This window comes from Brachybacterium sp. (assembly GCF_036379615.1).
In the GTDB taxonomy this organism is placed as follows: Bacteria; Actinomycetota; Actinomycetes; order Actinomycetales; family Dermabacteraceae; genus Brachybacterium.
In genome coordinates this window covers 20,398-40,009 of the sequence record NZ_DASVGJ010000018.1, presented here as the reverse complement: position 1 = coordinate 40,009, position 19,612 = coordinate 20,398, and the positions used below count along the sequence as shown (strand labels likewise).

Here is a 19,612-nt window from a genome sequence, read left to right as displayed (position 1 = left end):
ATGACGCCACCGCGCAGCAGCCGTCGGCGCACCAGCCGCCGTGACACCGGCGGTTCGGGGCGGCCCCGCTCCGGCGGCACCCTGCGATCCGTGCTCCCTCGAGCCCGGGTCGGCGACCCGTCCACCCGTCACCGCCTGCTGATCAGCGTGATCCTGGTGGCCGTGCTCGCTCTCTCCGGCCGGCTCATCTGGGTGCAGGGCCTGGATGCGAGCGCCCGCGCCGAGGAGGCGATCGCCCAGCGCACCGTCACCCGGACCATACCCGCCCTGCGCGGGGAGATCACGGACCGCAACGGCACAGTGCTGGCCAGCTCCGTCGAACGCTATGACCTCTGGGTCAATCAGCTCCAGGTCGACGAGTACCTCGCGAACTCGAAGACGGCCGACGTGAAGGGCGTCGACGCCGCCGCCCAGGACCTCGCGCCCGTGCTCGGCTGGAGCGTCGCGGACACCAAGGCGGCTCTGACCGGCGATGCCGGGTTCTCCTACCTCGAGAAGAACCTCGAACCCGAGGTGCGCGACGCGGCGATCGCCCTGAAGATCCCTGGCATCGGGGCCGACAGGGTGGCGGACCGGATCTACCCGGCCGGCTCCGTCGCCGGGAACGTGCTGGGGTTCGTGGGGGACGACGGCGCCGCCCTGGCGGGCACCGAGCTCTCCTTCGACGAGGAGCTGCGGGGCACCGACGGCAAGACCTCCTACGAGCGCGGTGCCCAGGGCCAGATCATCCCCACCGGCCAGCAGGAGACGACCGCTGCAGCGGATGGCAGCGATGTGGTGCTCACCATTGATCGGGACCTGCAGTGGAAGGCGCAGCAGGTCGTCGCCGGCGCCGTCGAGCAGTGGGGCGCGACCGGCGGCAGCGCCGTGGTCTACAACGCACGGACCGGCGAGGTGCTCTCCCTCGCCGAGTACCCCAGCTACGACCCGAACACCCCTGGTGCCTCCGACAGCGACTTCCTCGGCAACCGGTCGATCTCCAACGTGTTCGAGCCCGGTTCCACCGGCAAGCTGTTCACCCTCGCCGCTGCCCTCGAGGAGGGCACGGTCACCACCGCGTCGGAATACGAGATCCCGTACGAGACGTGGTTCGACGGGCATCGCATCAAGGACTCCCACCAGCACCCGGACCAGCAGCTGACCCTTGCCGGGGTGCTCAAGAACAGCTCCAACGTGGGCACCGTGAAGATCTCCGAGACCCTCACCCCGCAGGTCCGGCACGACTACCTCAAGGCCTTCGGGCTGGGGGAGAAGACCGGCGTGGAGCTGCCCGGTGAATCCGCAGGTCTCGTCCACCCCGCCGAGGACTGGACCGGTCGCACCCGGTACACCACCTCCTTCGGCCAGGGGTACAGCGTCAACGCGCTGCAGATGGTCTCCGCCGTCGGTGCCTTCGCCAACGACGGGGTCCGGGTCGAGCCCTCCCTGATCGCCGGCACCCGTCAGGCCGACGGCTCCGTGCGCCCTCTCGGCGAGCCGGAGAGCACCCGAGTGATCTCCAGCGAGACTGCCGGGGCGATGCGCGCCCTCATGGACAACTCCGTGGACGACGAGACCTCCTCCGCCGCGGTGGACGGGTACGCGGTCGGCGGCAAGACCGGTACGGCCCAGGTCGGTGACGGCACCTACACCGCCTCCTTCATCGGGTTCGCCCCGGCAGACGATCCCGAAATCGTCGTCGGCGTGTTCATCTTCGGCCTGGACACCTTCATCTCCGGCAACCGCGCTGCGGCCCCGGCCTTCTCGGAGCTGACCACGTTCGCCCTGCAGAACCAGGGCATCGCCCCCACCGGCGTCGCCGGTCGCGAGCTCGAGAACGAGTGGTGAACCCCTCATGACCTCCCTGACCCGGCCGGCTCCGGAACCCGCCCGTCCCCGGCGCGCCCACGGCGCAAGAGCGTCGGACCTCGCACGGGCGCTCGGCGCCGCGGCACCCAGGACCGATCCGAGGCTGAGCGGCGTCACGCTCGACTCTCGAGCGGTGGAGCCCGGCGATCTCTGGTGCGCCCTGCCCGGCGCGAACGCCCACGGCGCACAGTTCGCGCAGCAGGCGGCCGACCTCGGCGCCTCGATGGCGCTCACCGATCCCGCAGGGCGTGAGCGCTGCGAGGCGGCCGGGCTGGACGTGCTCGTGGTCGAGGACCCGCGCGCGGCCACCGCGACCGCCGCCGCACTCGTCCACGGACGCCCGGCAGACCGTCTCGCCACCATCGGGGTGACCGGCACCAACGGCAAGACCTCCGTCACCACCGCGATCACCCGCACCCTGCGGGAGCTCGGGGTCGCCGCGGGCGCGATCGGCACCAGCGGGACCAGCTACCGGGATGCCGCCGGCACGGAACATCAGATCGCCACGGTCCGCACCACCCCCGAGGCCCCCGAGCTGCACGGCCTCCTGGCACGGATGGCCGAGGACGAGGTCGAGGTGGTCTCGATGGAGGTCTCCAGCCATGCTCTCGCGCTGCACCGCGCGGACGAGGTGGTCTACGACGTCGCCTGCTTCACCAACCTCACCCAGGACCACCTCGACTTCCACGGCACGATGGAGGAGTACTACCGAGCCAAGCGGCTGCTGTTCACGCCCGCGCACGCGCGCCGGGGGATCATCTGCGTCGACGACGACTGGGGGCGCCGACTCGCCCGCGAGGCGCAGATCCCCGTGACCACCTACACCACGCGCGACGACGTCGACGCGGACCACCGCGCCCGGGAGCACCGCACCGAGGGCTACGGCTCGACCTTCGAGGTGGACGGACCGGAAGGCACCCGCACCCTGCACGCCGCCCTGCCCGGCCGCCACTACGTCGCCAACACCCTCGCCGCCGAGCTGCTCCTGGCCGCGATCGGCCACACGGGGGAGGACGTGGTCCGAGCGCTCGCAGCGGCCGGCACGGTACCGGGCCGGATGGAGTCCGTCGCCGATGCGCCGATCCGCGGGGTCGTCGACTACTCGCACACCCCGGATGCTCTCGACCAGGCCCTCACCACGCTCCGTGCCCTTCCCTCGACCGGGCGCCTGATCGTGGTGATGGGCGCCGGCGGGGACCGAGACCGGACCAAGCGCCCCCTCATGGGCGAGGTCGCCGCGCGCCTCGCGGACGTGGTGGTCGTCACGGACGACAACCCGCGCACCGAGGATCCCGCCGCGATCCGCCGAGAGGTGCTCAGCGGCATCGAACAGGCCACGAACGTGCAGGTCCACGACGTGGCAGGGAGAGGAGAGGCGATCGCTCTGGCCGCATTCCTGGCCGACGTGTCCGACACCATCCTCGTCGCGGGCAAGGGTGCCGAGACCGGACAGCAGATCGGCGGTATCGTCCATCCGTTCGATGACCGCCTCCGACTGCGGGACGCACTGCGAAATGCGCACACGGCGCGCGGGGGCGCCGACGACATGGACGAAGGACGCTGAGCATGCTCCAGACCACAGCACGGGACATCGCCGCCCTCACAGGCGGCGCACTCGTGGGAGGCGCCACCGGTGACGAGCTCGTCACCGGCACCGCGCGCATCGACTCCCGTGAAGTCCGCCCCGGTGATCTGTTCGCCGCCTTCCCCGGCGAGCACGTCGACGGGCACGACTACCTCGCCGCCGCCCAGCGGTCCGGTGCAGCTCTCGCCCTGGTGACCGAGGACCGCGGCACCCCGGCGATCCGCGTCGAGGACGTGCGCGAGGCGCTGTCCGCACTGGCTCGCGCCCAGCTCGACCGTGCGCGCGAGGAGTGCTCGCAGCTGGTCGTCCTCGCAGTGACCGGGAGCGCGGGCAAGACCGGCACTAAGGACCTGCTCGGCACGGTCCTCGGCGCCGCCGGGCCCACCATCGCCCCCGTCGGCAGCCTCAACAATGAGCTGGGCCTGCCGCTGACCGTGCTGCGCCTGACCTCCGAGACCCGCTTCCTGGTGCTCGAGATGGGCGCCCGCGGGATCGGGCACATCGCCCAGCTCACCGAGATCGCCCGCCCGGACATCTCGCTCGTGCTCAACGTCGGCTCCGCCCACCTCGGCGAGTTCGGCGGCATCGCCGCCACCGCGCAGGCCAAGGGCGAGCTCGTCGAGGCCCTCTCCCCGCACGGCCGTGCCGTGCTCAACGCCGAGGACAGGCTCGTCGCCGCGATGGCGGAGCGCTCCGCCGCCCCGGTCGTCACCTGGGGCTTCACCGCCGGCCAGGTCCGCGGCGCCGAGCTCACCCTGGATGACCAGGCACGGGTGGCCTTCGAGCTCGAGGTCCCCGACTACCTCACCACCCTGAGCGGGGACGTCGTCCCCGCCGGCAGGTTCCCGGTGCGTCCCGACCTCCTCGGCGAGCACCAGGCCGCCAACGTCCTCGCGGCGCTGACCGCCGCGCTCATCGCCGGAGTGGACCCCGCCACGGCCACCGCAGCCCTCGACGGCGCCACGCTCGCGTCGGCGCAGCGGATGCAGGCGCTGCGCGCCGGCGGGGCACTGATCATCGACGACGCCTACAACGCGAACCCCGATTCCATGCGGCAGGCGCTGAAGACCCTCGCGCACCTCGGCCGCAGCCACCGCACCATCGCCGTGCTCGGCGAGATGCTCGAGCTCGGCACCGATACCGTGCGGCTGCATGACGAGATCGGCCGCCTCGCGGTACGCCTGAACATCGGCCAGCTCTACGTGATCGGCGACGGTGCCGCCCCCATCCACCACGGCGCGAGCCTCGAAGGCAGCTTCGGCGGGGAGTCCGAGCACCTCGATTCCGTCGAGGAGGCCCTCGCGGTGCTGGAGCACGTCGTGCAGCCCGGCGACGCCGTGCTGCTGAAGTCGTCCCGCGACTCGGGACTGCGCCGGATCGCGGGCCCGCTCGTCGAGCACCTCGCACAGCGCGACGGGCGCGACGCCCCGGCGCGGACGGGAGCCCAGCAGTGATCGCGATCATCATCTCCGGCGCGGTAGCGCTGCTGCTGTCGATCCTGGGCACGCCGATGTTCATCAAGGTCCTCGAGCGCCGCGGCTACGGCCAGTTCGTCCGCGACGACGGCCCCACCTCCCACGCCACCAAGCGCGGCACGCCCACCATGGGCGGCGTCGCGATCATCCTGTCCGTCCTGATCGCGTACTTCCTCACCCACCTGGTGCTGTGGACCTCGCCCAGCATCTCGGTGCTGCTGGTGCTGTTCCTGACCGTCGGGCTCGGGATCGTCGGCTTCCTCGACGACTACCTCAAGATCTCGCAGCAGGACAGCACGGGACTGCGCCCCCGCTACAAGCTCGTGGGCCAGTTCCTGGTCGCGACCGCCTTCGCCGTGATGGCGCTGCTGTTCCCGGACGAGAACGGGATCACCCCCGCCTCCACACAGATCTCCTTCGTGCGGGACATCCCGTGGCTGGACCTGGCCGTCATGGGCACAGTCGTCGGATTCATCCTCTTCGCCATCTGGGCGAACTTCCTGGTCGCCGCCTGGTCCAACGGCGTGAACCTCACCGACGGTCTGGACGGGCTCGCCAGCGGCGCGACCATCATCTTCACCGCCGCCTACCTCATCATCAGCTTCTGGCAGTGGCGCCAGGTGTGCAGCGTCGATCTCGACGCCGGGGGAGTGGTGCACTGCTACGACGCCCGCGACCCGCTGGACACCGCCGTGCTGTGCGCCGCGATCATCGGCGCCTGCGTCGGCTTCCTGTGGTGGAACACCTCGCCCGCGAAGATCTTCATGGGCGACACCGGCTCCCTGGCCCTCGGCGGCGCGATCGCGGGACTGACGATCATCTCCCGCACCGAGATCGTCGGCGCCATCATCGGCGGGCTGTTCGTGATCATCTCCGCCTCCGTCATCATCCAGGTCACCAGCTTCAAGCTCACCGGGAAACGCGTGTTCCGGATGGCTCCTCTGCAGCACCACTTCGAGCTCAAGGGCTGGAACGAGGTCACGATCGTGGTGCGCTTCTGGATCGTGGCGGGCATCCTCGCCGGGATCGGGCTGGGCATCTTCTACCTCGACGCCCTGCCCAGGGTCACCTCATGACCGCCCGGGAGGCGACGCTCCCGGCCGAGGAGCGGGCCTGGCCCGGCATGGACGCGGCCGGGCTGCGGATCCTGGTCACCGGATTCGGGGTCTCCGGCTACGCCATCGCGGACCAGACGATGCAGCGCGGCGCCCAGGTGCTCGTCATCGACGGTGCCGACACCCCTGCGCTGCGCGAGCGCGCACAGATCCTCGAGGTCCTCGGCGTGGAGTTCCGCCTCGGCGCCGAGCACCTCGACACGCTGCCCCGGGACCGCGAGATCGACCTGGTGGTCACCTCCCCGGGCTGGCGCCCCGACCAGCCGCTGCTGGTCGCCGCCCAGGCCGCCGGGATCCCCGTCTGGAGCGAGGTCGAACTGGCCCGTCGGATGCAGGCGGCCGACGGGCCCGCCTGGCTGGGAATCACCGGCACCAACGGCAAGACCACCACCGTCACCATGCTCGAATCGATCCTGCAGCATGCCGGCCTCCGTGCTGTCGCCTGCGGGAACGTGGGTCTGCCGGTCATCGAGGCGGCACTGGACCCCGAGGGCTTCGACGTGCTCGCCCTCGAGCTCTCGAGCTTCCAGCTCCACTGGACCGAGCATCTCGACTGCGACGCCGCCGTGGTGCTGAACATCAGCGCCGATCACCTCGACTGGCACGGCGGGGCCGAGGCCTACGCCGCAGCCAAGGGCCGCATCTTCGAGGGCGTGCGCACCGCCTGCGTCTACAGCGTGGGTGATCCCGCCACCCGTGATCTGGTCGAGCAGGCGGACGTGGTCGAGGGCGCGCGAGCAGTCGGCCTCAGCCTGGGCCCGCCCGGACTCTCCGAGCTCGGCGTGATCGACGGCGTCCTGGTGGACCGCGCCTTCCTCGCCGAACGCCGCACGGCCGCCGCCGAGCTCGCGACCCTCGAGGACCTCGCCCACCTGGGACCGCAGGGCGCCGGGCCCCACCTCGTGCTCGATGCCCTCGCCGCCGCCGCGCTCGCCCGCGCCCACGGGGTCGAGCCCCAGGCGGTCCGCGACGGACTGCGCGCCTATCGGATGGGCAGCCATCGCGCCCAGCACCTGGCGACCATCGACGGCATCGACTACGTCGACGACACCAAGGCCACCAACCCCGCCGCCGCCGCCGCTTCCCTGCGCGCCGCCGAGCGCGTGGTCTGGATCGCCGGCGGCGACGCCAAAGGGGCGGACCTCGCACCGCTGGTCACCGCCTCGCGCGACCGTCTGGTCGGCGTGGTGCTGCTGGGCACGGACGAGGAGCCCTTCATGAGCGCACTGGCACGACACGCGCCCGAGGTCCCGCTCCGCCGCATCGATCCGGGCGACACTGACGACACCGCCGGGCGATCCCGGCTGATGGAGGATGCGGTGCAGGTCGCCCGCTCCCTCGCCACCGCGGGGGATGTGGTGCTGCTGGCTCCCGCGGCCGCCTCCATCGACCAGTTCCGTGACTACGCGGAACGAGGGGATCTGTTCGCGGCGGCGGTGACCCGACTGCCAGGAGAGCGCGCATGACGATGGAGGACACCCGCCGGGAGTCCCGTCGGGATGCCCGTCGCACCACCGACGTCGTGCGCCCCGACGACGAGCAGCCGCTGGGCAACATCGGCGGTCGTGTGCGCGACGGGGTGGCCGGCTGGCTGAGGTCCCCGGCGCTGGACTTCTACGGACTCATCGTGGTCGGCACCCTGCTGGTGGGCATGGGCCTGGTGATGGTGCTGTCCTCCTCGGCGGTCCTGAACATCTCCCGCGGCAACTCCGGTTTCGCGGGCCTCTTCCGCCAGGGCACCTTCGCGGCGATGGGGCTGGTGCTCCTGCTGATCGCCGCCTCGCTCCCGCCGGGCTTCTACCGCCGTGCGGCCTGGCCGCTGCTGGGCGTGGGCCTCTGCCTGCAGTCGCTCGTGTTCGTGCCGGGGCTGGGCTGGGCGGTCGACGGCAACCAGAACTGGATCCGCATCTTCGGGCAGACCCTCCAGCCCTCGGAGTTCCTCAAGCTCGCGCTCGCGGTGTGGATCGGTGCCCTGCTCTCGGTCAAGCGACCACTCCTGCACAAGCCCGGCCATCTCCTGTTCCCGCTGATCCCCGGCGTCGTGCTCTCCCTGGGCCTGGTGATGCTCGGGCGTGACCTGGGCACCATGCTGATCATGGCGATGCTCGTCGCCGGCGGGATGTGGGTGGCGGGCATCCCGCGACGCTGGTTCGCCCTCGCCGGCGGGCTCGGCCTGATCGGGATCCTCATCCTCACCGTCACCAGCGCCAACCGCATGGCCCGCATCACCAACTGGATCCACGGGATCTGCGAGGGCGACTCCTGCTATCAGTCGGACCAGGGCCTGATGGGTCTCGCCGAGGGCGGCTGGTGGGGCGTGGGCCTCGGCGAGTCCCGCCAGAAGTGGGGCCGTCTGCCCGCCGCGGAGGACGACTACATCTTCGCGATCATCGGCGAGGAGCTGGGCCTCATCGGCACCCTCGGCGTGGTCCTGCTGTTCACGGTGCTGGCGCTGATCATGTTCCGCATGATCACCCGCCTGGACGACCACTTCATGCAGATCACGGTGGCCGGCATCAGCGCCTGGCTGCTCGGCCAGGCGTTCGTGAACATGTCGGTCGTCACCGGCCTGCTGCCCGTCATCGGCGTACCGCTGCCGTTCATCTCCTCGGGCGGCTCCGCGCTGCTGGCCTCCATGGCCGCCCTGGGCCTGCTGCTGTCCTTCGCCCGGAGGGAGCCGGGGGCGGCGGAGGCGATCGGCGCCCGGGTCAGCGCCGTGCGCAGCTCGATCAGCATCCTGCCGGCACCGCGTGCACGCCGCGCGGAGGCGCCGCGTCCCTCGCTCTCGAAGCGCTCGGCTCGCGCCGACGCCACCGCGGCCCGCTCCGAGCCTGCCGCTGCCGAGAGCTCGACCGCGGCCCAGCGTTCGGCCTCCACCCGGCGTTCGGCCTCCGCCCAGCGCTCGACTCCTGCGAAGCGCTCCGCTCCTGCGAAGCGTTCCCCCTCCGCCCGCTCCAAGCGCTCCGGGCGCGGCCCCGCCTCCTCCTCCCGAAGGTCCTGATGTCCACCACCGCACCCCGCATCCTCCTGGCCGGGGGCGGCAGCGCCGGGCACGTCTCGCCGCTGCTGGCCACCGCCTCCCAGATCACCCGTCGCAGCCCTGAGGCCGAGGTCCTCGTGCTCGGCACCCGGGAGGGTCTGGAGTCCGATCTCGTGCCGGCTGCCGGCTACGAGCTGGTCACGATCGACAAGGTGCCCTTCCCCCGCCGTCCCGACGGCACGGCGCTGCGCTTCCCCGGCCGGTTCGCCGGGACCCTCCGGCAGGTCCGCTCCCTGCTGCGGGATCGGGAGATCGACGTCGTCGCGGGCTTCGGCGGCTATGTGTGCCCCCCGGCCTATCTCGCCGCAGCCTCGCTGGGTCGCCCTCTGGTGGTCCATGAGGCGAACCGTCGGCCCGGTCTGGCCAACCGTCTCGGCGCGCGACGGGCCGAAGCGGTGCTCACCGCCTTCGACGGCTCGAGCCTGACCGGTGCCCGGCGCATCGGGATGCCGATGCGGGAGGAGATCGCCCACCTCGACCGTGCCGCCCGCAGGCAGGAGGCGGTGCGGCGCATGGGCCTGGACCCCGCCCTGCCGGTGCTGCTGGCCACCGGCGGCTCGCTCGGCGCCCAGCGGCTCAACGCCGCCGTGGCCCAGGCTGCTGCGGCCTTCATCGAGGCCGGTGCGCAGATCCTGCACGTCACCGGGCGTGGGAAGGCCGAGGGACTCCCGGAGCTCGAGGGCTACCGCGTGCTCGAGTATGTCTCCGCCATGGAGGACGCCTATGCCGCCGCTGATCTCGCGCTCACCCGCTCCGGGGCCGGGACCGTCTGCGAGCTCACCGCCGTGGGCCTTCCCGCTGTGCTGGTCCCCCTTCCCATCGGGAACGGCGAGCAGGCGCTGAACGGTCAGGACGTCGTCGCGGCCGGCGGCGCCCTGATGGTGGCCGACGCCGAGCTCGATGCCGACCACCTCACCGGCAAGGTGCTGCCGCTGCTGCGCGATGCGGACCGGCTGCAGGCGATGTCCGCGGCGTCACGCGCCTTCGGCATCACCGACGCCGCCGAGGTGATGGCTGACGTGGTGACCGGCGTCGCACGTCGAGCCTGACCCGGTCGGCCCGCCGAGCGGATTACGGTGACCTCATGACTGATGGCCTCGAGAACGCCCCCCGCCCGCAGGCGACGCCGCGCACGATCCTGCGCGCAGGGGACGTGATCACCCGGCCCGACTGGCCCGCAGGGGCCGAGGTGCGCTCGGTCCATGTCATCCGCATCGGCGGTGCCGGGATGAGCGCCGTCGCCCGCCTCGCGCTCGAGTCGGGGCTCGCCGTGAGCGGCTCCGATTCGCAGGACGGGCAGTTCATCGCCCCGCTGCGCGCGGCCGGTGCCCGGATCGGCATCGGCTTCGATGCGGACCTGCTCTCTCCTGATCTGGACCTGGTGATCGTCTCCACCGCCGTCCGACCGGACAACCCCGAGGTGCGCGCCGCTCGGGAGCGGGGGATCCCGGTCATCCACCGCGCCGCCGCTCTGGCGGGACTGCTCGCCGGCCGTGACCTGGTGGCCGTCGCCGGCACCCACGGCAAGACCACCACCACCGGGATGGCCGTCGCGGCGCTGCGCGGCGCCGGGCTGGATCCGGCCTGGGCACTGGGCGCCGCCGTGCCCGATCTGGGCCGCAATGCCGGCCTCAGGGCGGAGGCAGCCTTCCCGCCCCCGGCCACCGGGAGCTCGGCCGGCGGTCTCGCCGTCGTGGAGGCGGACGAGTCCGACGGCTCCTTCCTCGCCTTCGCCCCCCGCTCCCTCGTGGTCACCAACCTCGAGCCCGATCATCTCGACTTCCACGGCGATGCCGAGACCCTCGTCGCAGCCTTCGACGCCCTCACCGCGCAGCTCGCACCCGGCGGCACGCTGGTGGTGTGCGCCGACGACCCGGGGGCACGGGCACTGGGTCGGCGTGCCGCCGAGCGCGGCCTCGAGATCGTGGACTACGGCGCCGACGAGGACGCCCGCTGGTCGCTGCGAGCGGAGCGCAGCGGTGCCCGCGGCGCCGAGGTCGAGATCGACACCCCCCGTGGGCCTCTCACCCTGCAGCTGTCGGTGACCGGGCACCACAACGTGCTCAACGCCCTCGGCGCCCTCGCCGCGACCTCCGCGGCCGTCCCCGACGCCGATCCGGCCGCCCTCGCCCTCGGACTCGGCACCTTCACCGGCGCATCCCGCCGCTTCGACGTGGCCGGGGTCAGCGGGGGAGTGACCGTCGTGGACGACTACGCCCACCATCCCCGGGAGGTCGCCGCGGCCATCGCCGCCGCCCGCGGCATCGTCGCCGCCCAGCCCACGCCGGGGCGGGTCCTCGTCGGATTCCAGCCTCATCTGTTCTCGCGCACCCGCGACTTCTCGGTCGACTTCGCCGCGGCGCTCTCCGCCGCCGACCTGGCCTGGGTGCTGCCGGTCTATGCGGCGCGCGAGGACCCCGACCCCTCGGTCGACGCCCGCACCGTGACCGACCTCGCCGCCGAGTCGGTGGCGCCGGTCGACGGTGCGGAGGCCCTCACGGCCAGCATCGTCCTCGCGGCCCGACCCGGCGATCTGCTGCTGATGCTGGGCGCCGGCGACATCGTCGAGATCACGCCGTCGGTGAGGGCGGCCCTGGACGCACCGGGAGCGCGCGAATGATGGCACGCCGCCCCAGCGCGCCCCGCCCCAGCGCCCCCACGTCCGGTACGGCCCGGCCCAGTACGCCCCGGACCGGCGGGCCCCGGCCCACGACGGGCGCTCGCCGCGCGGCACCTGCCACCACGCCGCGCCGGTCGCCCTCCGACGCGGACGCGCGCGCGACCGGGGGCACTGACGCAGGGGCCGGGGGCGCCCGCGGAACGTCACCGGCCTCCGGGGCGAGGAGCAGGACGTCGGGTCGCACCTCGGCCCGCTCTGCGTCCCCCGCACCCTCGGCGCATTCGACGTCCTCTGCGCCCTCCGCGTCCTCGCCGTCCCCCGCGCCCGGGTCCCGTCCCAGCAGTCGCTCCCGCGTCGTCGGCCGTCCGCGTCCCGAGCCGACGCCCGCAGCGGGCGCCGAGAAGGCGCCCGACAGCGGTGGGCGGGTGGTGCAGGCCGCTGAGCGGTTCCGTGCGCTCGTGGTCGGGCAGCCATGGCGCCGCCGTCGCCGGGCGCTGATCATCGGCACCACGATCACCGCACTGGTGCTCGTCGCCGCGCTCCTCACGGCGATCTTCCTGCCCGCGCTGCAGGTCCGCGACGTCACCGTCCGCGGCACCGGGTACGTCCAGGAGGAGGCCATCCGGGACGCCGCCTCGCCGCACCTCGGGGGCAGCGTGCTGCTGCTGCCCACCGGGACGCTCACCGACGCCATCGGCGACGTGCCCGGTGTCGCCTCTGTCGAGGTCGACAGGCACTGGCCGGACGGTGCCCGGATCACCATCACCGAGGCCGTGCCCGTGGCGATGCTGACCCGGACCGACGGCACCACGGCAGTGCTCGACGCGGCAGGGGAGGAGCTCCCGGCCGCCGCGGCCGAGGGCGCGACGCTGGTCCCGCTCACGGTCGACGGCGGCTCGGCGGACCCGCAGGGAGCCGCCGCCGCCATGAGCGAGGTGCTCTCAGAGATCCCCTCGCCGCTGCGCGGAGCGGTGCAGGAGGTGACCGCCTCGAGCACCAGCGACGTGACCCTCGTGATCGGCCTCGAGGACGGCAGCACCAAGACCGTCGTGTGGGGCGATGCGCAGGACGCCGAGCTCAAGGCGGAGGCGGTCCACGCACTGCTGGGACAGCCCGGCGGCGTCATCGACGTCTCCTCGCCGGTGGCCCCGGTCACCCGCTGAGCGAGCCGGGGACCCCACGCCCGCGCCCGGCACGTGGTGAGGGTTCCGCGGCGTCCCCACCGTGCCGACGGTCCCGGGCCACGGACTGCGAGGTCGCGACGGTGATCTGGCCCGCCCTCGGGGGACGACACGCGCACGCGGTGTTTGCGTGCAGGTGCCCGGGTCCCTAGCGTCGAGGGAAAGGAGAGGCGCCCCGAAGTCCTAACCTCAACTCGAGGTCCAGGGTTTCGGAAGTCCACGACCAGGTGCGACGCAGGCCCCTCTCCGCGGAGGAACGACAAGAGCAAGGACCCAAACGTGGCCGGAACCCAGATCTCACTCGCAGTCATCAAGGTCGTCGGCGTCGGCGGCGGAGGTGTCAACGCCGTCAACCGCATGATCGAGTCCGGTCTCAAGGGCGTCGAGTTCATCGCCATCAACACCGATGCCCAGGCGCTGCTGATGTCCGATGCGGACGTCAAGCTCGACGTCGGCAAGGAGATCACGCGCGGCCTCGGCGCCGGCGCCGATCCCGAGGTCGGCAAGCGCGCCGCCGAGGACCACGCCGAGGAGATCGAGGAGGTCCTGCGCGGGGCGGACATGGTCTTCGTGACCGCCGGCGAGGGCGGCGGCACCGGCACCGGCGGCGCGCCCGTCGTGGCCAAGATCGCCCGCAGCCTCGGCGCGCTGACCATCGGTGTGGTCACCCGCCCCTTCACCTTCGAGGGCCGCCGTCGCTCCACCCAGGCCGAGTCCGGCATCGCCGGCCTGCAGGCCGAGGTCGACACCCTCATCGTGATCCCCAACGACCGCCTGCTCTCCATCGCGGACAAGCAGGTCTCGATGCTCGACGCCTTCAAGAGCGCGGACCAGGTGCTGCTCTCCGGTGTCCAGGGCATCACCGACCTGATCACCACACCGGGCCTGATCAACCTCGACTTCGCGGACGTGAAGTCCGTCATGCAGGGCGCCGGCAGCGCCCTGATGGGCATCGGTTCGGCCAGGGGCGAGGACCGTGCGCTGCAGGCCGCCGAGCTGGCGGTCTCCAGCCCGCTGCTGGAGGCCTCGATCGACGGCGCCTACGGCGTGCTGCTGTCCATCCAGGGCGGCAGCGACCTCGGCCTGTACGAGGTCTCCGAGGCGGCGCGACTGGTGCAGGAGGCCGCGCACCCCGATGCGAACATCATCTTCGGCTCCGTCATCGACGACGCGCTGGGCGACGAGGTCCGCGTGACCGTCATCGCCGCCGGCTTCGAGGGCGGCGGCCCCGCCCCGCGTCAGGAGCAGGCACCGCTGCAGCGCTCCGCACCCCGCGCCGAGCAGGCTCCGGCACGGTCCCCGCAGCCCCGTCCGGCGGTCCAGGAGCAGCGCACCGCCTCGCAGGGCGGCGCCGCAGCGGCCCCCGGCGCCTGGGGACTGCCCCAGCAGTCCTTCTCCCCGTCGCACCCCGGCACCCAGGAGCCCGAGACCGAGGTCCTCGACGCCGCCGAGAGCGAGGACGGGCAGTACGGCCAGCAGGCTGCTGCACCGCAGCCCACCACTCCGCAGCCCGCCCCGAGGGCACCCGAGCGTGAGCCTGCCCGCCCGCCCCACATCGAGGAGCCCCCGGCGGACGACGACGATCTCGATCTTCCCTCGTTCCTCAAGTGAACCCCACCCTCCCAGCACGGGCCCCGCGGATTCGCGGGGCCCGTGCCCTGTTCACGGGGAGGGGAGGAGGGGTCAGCACCGGCGATCATGCGCAGCTGAACCTCGCCCTTCATGTCGGTGACGACGAGGCCTCCGTCCGACGCAACCGGGCTCTGCTCGCCGAGGAGATCGCGGCACCCGTCGTCTTCGTCGACCAGGTCCACTCCGCCGAGGTCCACGTCCTGCCGCCGAGCGGTGAGGTGCCGGTCCGCACGGCGGACGCCCTGGTCACCGACCGCCGGGATGTCGCCCTCGCGATCATGGTCGCCGACTGCCTGCCCGTGCTGCTGTCGGATCCCATCGGCGGCGTGGTCGCCGTCGCCCATGCGGGCCGGAAGGGCCTGCTGGACGGGGTGCTGCAGCGCACCGTCCAGGAGATGGTCGCTCTCGGGACCCGGGCCGCGGACCTCACCGCGAGCATCGGACCGTCGATCTGCGGCAGCTGCTATGAAGTGCCCGCCGAGATGCGGGACGAGGCCGCTGCCCGACTGCCGCAGACCCGCTCGAGCACCCGCTGGGGGACGCCGTCCCTGGACCTGCGTGCCGGCGCGGTCGCCGTGCTCGAGGAGGCCGGGGTGCCGCGGTCGGCTCTCCACGCCGACCACCCCTGCACCCTCGAGGACGAGCGCTTCTTCTCCTACCGCCGCACGGCACGCACCGGCCGCTTCGCCGGGGTGATCCGCCGCTGCTGACGGTGCCGCCCGGACCAGGCGCCCCCGGTCGGACGCCGCGGACACGCCCACGACACGCCGGGCGCCTCCCGAGGTGAAGGAAACGCCTGCTGTACTTTCAGTGGGCAAGGGCTCCCGCGCACTCCCCGTGCTTCCCTGGAGCCCAGGTCAGCGTGAACAACAGACTGGGAGATCTGCGATGGGAACCTGGCGCAACGCCATGGTCGCACTCGGCCTCGCCAACGAGGTCGATGACGAGTACTACGAGGACGAGCGGGCCCGACACGACGAGGTCGCCGCTCCGTCCCGCCGCACCGAGCGGGGACCCGAGCCCGCACCCGAACGGGAGGCCCAGGTGACCCCGATCCGCCAGCACTCGAACGTGGTCGCCATGGCCCCGGCAGTGGAGGAGTCGATGCACCGCATCACCACGATCCATCCGCGGTCCTACAACGATGCCAAGGCGATCGGCGAGTCGTTCCGTGACGGCGTGCCCGTCATCATGAACCTCTCCGACATGCAGGACGGCGACGCCAAGCGCATGGTCGACTTCTCCGCCGGCCTGGTGTTCGGCCTGCGCGGGACCATCGAGCGCGTCACCTCCAAGGTGTTCCTGCTCTCTCCGGAGTTCGTCCAGGTCGACGGGGACACCTCTGCCGACGAGGGCAGCTTCTACAACCAGAGCTGAGCGTCTCCGTGCAGCTCGTCGCCGGGGTGCTGTACCTCGCAGTCCTGCTCTATCTGATACTGCTCGTCGCACGCCTGGTGCTCGAGTGGATCCAGTCCTACGCCCGGGAGTACCGGCCCGCGGGACTGGTGCTGGTGCTGTTCGAGGTCGTCTACACGCTGACCGACCCCCCGGTGAAGGGGCTGCGCAGACTCATCCCGCCGCTGCGCCTCGGCGCGGTCTCCCTGGACCTGAGCCTGATGATCCTGCTCCTCGTCGGGTGGATCCTGATGCGGGTCCTCGCCGGCATGGCGATGTGAGCACCGCAATGCGAGCGCTCCCCGGTTCGGGAACCCGCGCCACATCCGCTAGGCTTATCGGCACCGCGCCCACCGCGCCTCTGACGTAATCACTAGGAAAAGGTGACCCATGGCTCTGATGCCCGAAGACCTGCAGAATCAGCGGTTCACCCCCGTTCGGTTCTCCGAGGGCTACGACATGGACGAGGTCGACAACTTCCTCGACAACGACGTCGAGCCTCGTCTCAAGGAACTCATCGCCGAGAACGAGCGCCTGAAGAAGGAGCTCGAGGAGGCGCACAACCGCATCGCCGAGCTCGAGTCCGGTGCCGGCGCCGCTGCGCCGGCCGCACCGGCTGCGGAGACCTCCGCGGCCGGAGAGGCCCCCGCGACCGGTGAGACCTCCGCGATCATCGACACCACCCCGGTGACCGAGGGCGACGAGAGCGCGGACGAGAAGAACAGCGCCGAGTCGAAGGACGATGACTTCTACGTCGCCGGCTCCTTCGACCGCGGCTCCGAGGACGACGCCACCGCCCCGCAGGATGCCGTCCCGGCTGCTCCCGCCGCCGCTTCGTCGGAGTCCCCGGACCAGTCCGCAGCCGGCATCATCGCCCTGGCGAACCGTCTGCACGACGAGTACGTCAAGAACGGCGAGGACGAGCGCGACCGCCTCATCACCGAGGCGAACGACGAGCACTCGCGAATCGTCGGGGAGGCCGAGGAGAAGTCCCGCGCCACCCTCGCCGACCTCGAGGAGAAGAAGGCCGAGCTCGACAAGACCATCGAGGGCCTGCGCAACTTCGAGCGCGACTACCGCAACCGTCTGCGCAACTACCTGGAGAACCAGCTCCGCGATCTCGACACCAGCGAGACGCAGGACAAGCAGGCGAACTTCGGTCTGTGAGCACCTCTGCTTCCCAGTCGACGAGCGCCGGGCCCGAGGGGTCCGGCGCTCGTCGCCGTCTCAGCCGGGGCACGGTCCTCGGTGTCGTGGCCGCGATCGCCGTCGTGCTCGCCGTGGTCGACCAGGTCACCAAGAACTGGGCCGAGGCGTCGCTCCCGCTGCTGGAGCCCCAGCCCTTCCTCGGTGAGTTCCTGCAGCTGACCCTGCTCTACAACACGGGCGCGGCCTGGGGGATGGGCTCGGAGATCACCCCCGTGGTCACCTGCCTCCAGATCGCGATCGTGATCGGCGTGATCATCTTCGCGGTGCGGTCCGTCCGGTCCCCCGGCTACACCGCCGCGCTCGGCCTCATCATGGGCGGCGCCCTCGGGAACATCCACGACCGCCTGCTCCGGGATCCCTCGCCCTTCCACGGTGCCGTGGTCGACTTCCTCGAGCTGCCCAACTGGCCGGTCTTCAACGTGGCGGACATGGCGGTCGTGGGAGGCGCGATCCTGATCGTCGTGCTGGGTCTGTTCGGCGTCGCCCCCGATCCCGCGACCGACGAGCAGGAGGCGCAGCCCGCAACGAGCACGAGCGAGGATCCGGAGGGGTCGCGATGAGCTCCTCGCGCACCCTGATGGTGCCCGACGGGCTCGCCGGCGAACGGGTCGATGTCGGGATCTCCCGGATGCTGGGCCTGTCCCGCACCCGTGCCGCCGACCTCGTCAGCGCCGGGAACGTGCTGGTCGACGGTCAGCCCCCCGCTCGATCCACCCGGCTCGAGCCCGGCACCATGGTGTTCGTGGAGCTGCCCGAGGAGAAGCCCGCTGTCGCGGTGCGACCGCAGATCGCCGACGGCATGAGCCTGATCCACCAGGATGACGACATCGTGGTGATCGACAAGCCCGTGGGCGTGGCAGCGCATCCCAGTGCCGGCTGGTCGGGACCCACCGTGCTCGGCCACCTCGCCGCCGCGGGCGTCAGCATCCGCACCACCGGCGATCCGGAACGGCAGGGCATCGTCAGCCGCCTGGACGTGGGCACCAGCGGTCTGATGGTCGTCGCCCGGACCGAGCGCGCCTACACGACTCTCAAGGACGCCTTCCGGGCGCGGGAGGTGGGCAAGGTCTACCACGCCGTCTGCCAGGGCACGCCGGACCAGTCCCGAGGCACGATCGAGGCGCCCATCGGCCGCTCGCCGCAGCACGACTACAAGTTCGCCGTGCGCAATGACGGCAAGCACGCCGTCACCCACTACGAGACGCTCGAGGACCTCCAGGGCGCGACCCTGCTGAAGATCGGCCTGGAGACCGGTCGCACCCACCAGATCCGGGTGCACATGGCGGCCCTGCACCATCCGCTGGTGGGGGACCCGCTGTACGGCGCCGATCCCACGCTGTCCGAACGGGTGGGGCTCATCCGGCAGTGGCTGCATGCGATGGAGCTGACCTTCACCCACCCCGCGACGGGGGACGAGGTCACCTACGCCTCGCAGTACCCGGCGGACCTCCAGCAGGCGCTCGAGAGGCTCCGCGCCGGCTGACCGGTCCTCGACGCTCGCCGCGTCACCGGCACCGCCGACGACCGTCGAGCCGCGCGCTCTGCCGGAAGTCGCCGCGCTGTACGCGCTGCCGGCGCCGCCCGCTCCGCCGGAGAGGACCGGGGTCGTGCCGGGCGTGGCAGGGCTGGTGCACGGCACAGTGACGGACCGGTACCGTCGGGACCATGACCGATGAGCAGATCTCCGGCGCGCTGACTCCCACCCGGGACGCCGCCCTGTCCCGCCCGGACTTCCCCTTCGCCCGTGTCGCGCGACGGCTCGGCATCGATCCGGCCCAGGCGGAGGTCGCGCTGCGCGACGATGACATGGTGCGCGCCGCACTGGCCCGCTCCGTCGAGGAGTACCTCGCGGCCGACGACGACCGCCGGGCCGGTCGCACCCCGTCCTCCGCCCTCGCCCTGGATCCCGACTTCCCGACCGAGGTGGGCATGGCCCTGGTGGGAGCGGCGGTGCTGTGGGACGCCCGCGATATGGTCCCGCGGGTCGCCCTGAGGGTCGCGAAGGACCACTACGAGGACGGCGCCGATGAGCTCGCCGCGAGCTACCTCGCCCTGGTCCAGGAGGCGATCGACCCCGGGGAGGACAGCGAGCGCGACGCCCTCGCCTGGGCCGCGCAGTCGTTGCTGGTCTCCGTGCTGCAGCGCTCCGGCAGCCCCGCCCAGGCCGATGAGATCGCCCGGGACCTCGCCGCTCACGCGATCCCCATCGATCTGTGGCGCGACGATGACCCGTCCCTGCCGGACGACTCGATGTCCTGGCACGGCGGTGCCTTCGTCGGCGGCATCCCGCCGCGTCGGGATGAGCGCTCGCTGAGCTACGAGGACGTCCACGACTATCTCCAGTCCCTGCTGGCGCAGACGCGGCGTGAGCAGGATGCCGAGAGAGGGGCGGAGGGCGAGGCGGGCTGAGCCGCCCGATCGGTTCCCCGCGGCGACACGCCGGACGCGCCGAGGTGACCTCTCCGACCCCCTCCTGAGGGTCTCGGACGTCTGCTCCCGGGCTACGCTGGAG

Annotated in this window: 17 protein-coding genes; all 17 read left to right on the top strand. The window is 72.1% G+C overall.

Annotation, left to right across the window (positions count from 1 at the left end):
- Positions 1-1,827: a penicillin-binding protein 2 gene (locus VF289_RS03885; protein ID WP_330881274.1), complete on the top strand. Its 1,827-nt coding sequence runs from the start codon at positions 1-3 to the stop codon at positions 1,825-1,827.
- Positions 1,828-1,834: 7 nt separating this feature from the next.
- The gene (locus VF289_RS03880) at positions 1,835-3,412 is read left to right on the top strand and encodes a UDP-N-acetylmuramoyl-L-alanyl-D-glutamate--2,6-diaminopimelate ligase (protein ID WP_330881272.1); all 1,578 of its coding nucleotides are present in this window, start codon (positions 1,835-1,837) and stop codon (positions 3,410-3,412) included.
- A gap of 2 nt (positions 3,413-3,414) precedes the next feature.
- Positions 3,415-4,887 carry a UDP-N-acetylmuramoyl-tripeptide--D-alanyl-D-alanine ligase gene (locus tag VF289_RS03875; RefSeq protein WP_330881270.1) on the top strand — a complete coding sequence of 491 codons (1,473 nt, stop codon included), beginning with the start codon at positions 3,415-3,417 and terminating at the stop codon, positions 4,885-4,887.
- Positions 4,884-5,984, top strand: a complete 1,101-nt coding sequence (mraY, locus tag VF289_RS03870; RefSeq protein ID WP_330881268.1) for a phospho-N-acetylmuramoyl-pentapeptide-transferase — start codon at positions 4,884-4,886, stop codon at positions 5,982-5,984. Before VF289_RS03875 ends, mraY begins: the two co-directional genes overlap by 4 nt.
- Positions 5,981-7,489, top strand: a complete 1,509-nt coding sequence (gene murD, locus VF289_RS03865) for a UDP-N-acetylmuramoyl-L-alanine--D-glutamate ligase (RefSeq protein WP_330881266.1) — start codon at positions 5,981-5,983, stop codon at positions 7,487-7,489. The genes mraY and murD overlap by 4 nt, the downstream gene beginning before the upstream one ends.
- A complete protein-coding gene (gene ftsW / locus VF289_RS03860) occupies positions 7,486-9,024 on the top strand; it encodes a putative lipid II flippase FtsW (protein ID WP_330881264.1) in 1,539 nt (512 codons plus the stop codon). Before murD ends, ftsW begins: the two co-directional genes overlap by 4 nt.
- Positions 9,024-10,112, top strand: a complete 1,089-nt coding sequence (murG, locus tag VF289_RS03855) for an undecaprenyldiphospho-muramoylpentapeptide beta-N-acetylglucosaminyltransferase (RefSeq protein WP_330881262.1) — start codon at positions 9,024-9,026, stop codon at positions 10,110-10,112. Before ftsW ends, murG begins: the two co-directional genes overlap by 1 nt.
- 35 nt (positions 10,113-10,147) lie before the next feature.
- On the top strand, positions 10,148-11,683 hold the full coding sequence (murC, locus tag VF289_RS03850) for a UDP-N-acetylmuramate--L-alanine ligase (RefSeq protein WP_330881260.1): 1,536 nt from the start codon (positions 10,148-10,150) through the stop codon (positions 11,681-11,683).
- 425 nt (positions 11,684-12,108) lie between these two features.
- Entirely contained in the window at positions 12,109-12,846 is a 738-nt protein-coding gene (locus VF289_RS03845; RefSeq protein WP_330881258.1) for a cell division protein FtsQ/DivIB, read from the top strand.
- 297 nt (positions 12,847-13,143) lie between these two features.
- Positions 13,144-14,475, top strand: coding sequence for a cell division protein FtsZ (ftsZ, locus tag VF289_RS03840; RefSeq protein ID WP_330881256.1), 1,332 nt, complete (start codon positions 13,144-13,146; stop codon positions 14,473-14,475).
- Entirely contained in the window at positions 14,472-15,206 is a 735-nt protein-coding gene (gene pgeF, locus VF289_RS03835) for a peptidoglycan editing factor PgeF (protein WP_330881254.1), read from the top strand. The genes ftsZ and pgeF overlap by 4 nt, the downstream gene beginning before the upstream one ends.
- A 178-nt stretch (positions 15,207-15,384) precedes the next feature.
- Entirely contained in the window at positions 15,385-15,873 is a 489-nt protein-coding gene (locus tag VF289_RS03830) for a cell division protein SepF (RefSeq protein WP_330881252.1), read from the top strand.
- 8 nt (positions 15,874-15,881) lie between these two features.
- A complete protein-coding gene (locus tag VF289_RS03825) occupies positions 15,882-16,172 on the top strand; it encodes a YggT family protein (RefSeq protein ID WP_330881250.1) in 291 nt (96 codons plus the stop codon).
- Positions 16,173-16,281: 109 nt separating this feature from the next.
- On the top strand, positions 16,282-17,058 hold the full coding sequence (locus tag VF289_RS03820; protein ID WP_330881248.1) for a DivIVA domain-containing protein: 777 nt from the start codon (positions 16,282-16,284) through the stop codon (positions 17,056-17,058).
- Entirely contained in the window at positions 17,055-17,660 is a 606-nt protein-coding gene (gene lspA, locus VF289_RS03815) for a signal peptidase II (RefSeq protein WP_330881247.1), read from the top strand. Before VF289_RS03820 ends, lspA begins: the two co-directional genes overlap by 4 nt.
- Complete coding sequence (locus tag VF289_RS03810; RefSeq protein ID WP_330881245.1) at positions 17,657-18,583, top strand: RluA family pseudouridine synthase; 927 nt, start codon at positions 17,657-17,659, stop codon at positions 18,581-18,583. Before lspA ends, VF289_RS03810 begins: the two co-directional genes overlap by 4 nt.
- A 182-nt stretch (positions 18,584-18,765) precedes the next feature.
- On the top strand, positions 18,766-19,509 hold the full coding sequence (locus tag VF289_RS03805; protein WP_330881243.1) for a hypothetical protein: 744 nt from the start codon (positions 18,766-18,768) through the stop codon (positions 19,507-19,509).
- The last annotated feature ends 103 nt before the right edge of the window (positions 19,510-19,612 follow it).